This window comes from Streptomyces sp. NRRL WC-3618 (assembly GCF_001280005.1).
Lineage (GTDB): Bacteria > Actinomycetota > Actinomycetes > Streptomycetales > Streptomycetaceae > Streptomyces.
Map to the genome: position 1 here is coordinate 1 of NZ_LGDW01000219.1, position 1,689 is coordinate 1,689.

Annotated in this window: 1 protein-coding gene and 1 pseudogene; one reads left to right on the forward strand and one right to left on the reverse strand. The window is 66.3% G+C overall.

Features of this window, described 5'->3' with window-relative positions; genetic code table 11:
• Positions 1-175: 175 nt before the first annotated feature.
• Positions 176-1,285 carry an ABC transporter substrate-binding protein gene (locus tag ADL01_RS19840; protein WP_053743357.1) on the reverse strand — a complete coding sequence of 370 codons (1,110 nt, stop codon included), beginning with the start codon at positions 1,283-1,285 and terminating at the stop codon, positions 176-178.
• A 158-nt stretch (positions 1,286-1,443) separates the two neighbouring features.
• Here ADL01_RS19840 and ADL01_RS19845 point away from each other — a divergent pair.
• A pseudogene (locus ADL01_RS19845) lies at positions 1,444-1,689 on the forward strand (MarR family transcriptional regulator); the annotation flags it as partial.

The window sequence follows — 1,689 nt, forward strand, 5'->3', positions numbered from 1 at the left end:
GCAAGAAAGACCACGTCAGGCGAGGCACACGGCAGGTTCCGGAAAAGGTCATCACCCTTACGCCCGCAATACTTCAGTAGCTCAAGCAACGGCATTGGCCGTTGGCGGGCTGATGCCCAACGTCGCCCGTCCCGGCACCGCCTGACGAGGCGGTGCCGGAAGGGGCGACCAGATGTCATCGGCGTCCGGGGTGCAGTCCCAGCCAGCCCGGGGACGGTGCTCCGGTGACCTCGCCGACGTAGAGGGTCAGCTGCTGTCGGAAGCGCTCGACGAGGGCGCGGTCGGCCATGAACGTGTCGAAGCCGTCCAGGTTGGCGTTGGGGTAGTCCCAGATGGGGCGGTAGCCGGCGTGGGGGGTGACGTCGGTGCGGACGGACCACATGTAGAAGTCGGACTGGGTCTGCTTGTCGAGCCACCAGTTCAGGTACAGCTTGGCGGCGGCCGGGTGCTTGGCGTTCTTGAAGATGGCGGCGCGCTGGGCCCAGGCCATGAAGGGGTCGTTCTGCGGCAGGACGAAGCGGGTCTTGACCCCGTCGGCCGGGGTCAGCATGCCGTCGGTGCCGAGGGCGACGGCCGCGGTGCCGGCCTCGACCCGGTCGGCGGGTTCCTGGGTGCCGCGTACCCAGGCGATGTCCTGGGCGACGAAACGGCGCAGCCAGTCCCAGCCGTACTTGTCGACGATGACCTTGTAGAGGTAGAGGACGGCGTCGTCGTCGTTCGGGAACGTCGAGACGATCTTTCCCTTCCAGCGGGGGTCGAGGAGGTCCCGGGCGGAGGCGGGCGCAGCGGCCCCGGTCTTGTCGTCGTTGTAGATCGTGGAGAACGCGTCGACGAAGATGCCGGTCCAGGCGCCGTCGGAGTCCTTGAAGGCGGGGTGTACGCGGGAGAAGCCGGCCGGCTTGTAGCAGCGCAGTACGCCTTCCCGCTTCCAGCGCGGGAAGTCCTGCAGCGTCTGCAGCTGGACGACGTCGGGGACGAGGGTGCCGGTGGTGAGCTGGTTGTCGATGCGGGCATCGTGGAACTTGCTGTAGTCCACCACGATGTTCAGCGTGATGCCGGGGAACGCCTTCTCGAAGGCGGCCTTGTTGCCGTCCTGCTGGGTCGCGGTGTCGCCGCCCGCGTAGACGGTCAGCGCGCCACCTTCCGCCTTCGCCTCGCGGTACAGCTGCTCCAGACTCTTCGTCTCCTCTCCACGTCCCGTGGCGTGCGCCGTTCCGGCGCCCAGGGCGCCTGCGGCGGCGGTGAGTGAGCCTGCGACGAGTACCTGACGTCGTCCGAGTGACATGGGGGGATGGTCCCTTCGGTGCAGTGCAGTTGCGTTCGGCTGCAGAAAAAGTACCTGCAGAGGCAGCTATATTTCAAGCTTCAAGTACGGCAAGTACTGTTGCAAACCTGGCTAAATCTTGACATAGCGGGCCAGGAAATTACTGTATCGTCAGGTTTATGAGTGAGCTTCTCAACGATGAGGCAGTCGTCCTGTACGGCGACATCCTGCGGCTGACCGACGCCTTCGGTGGACGGGCCGACCGCACGATCCGCGAGGTCACCGGGCTCGGCGGCTCCGAGTTCGAAGTGCTGCTGCGTCTGGCGCGGCATCCGCAACGTCGTACCACCAGCGCCCGCCTCGCGGAGGACCTCTCCTTCACCTCCGGCGGCCTGACCCGGCTGATCGCCCGGATGGAAGAGGCC

Coding starts and splice junctions, on each gene's coding strand:
- ADL01_RS19840 (WP_053743357.1), bottom strand. CDS start 1,285: ATGTCACTCGGACGACGTCAGGTACTCGTCGCAGGCTCACTCACCGCC.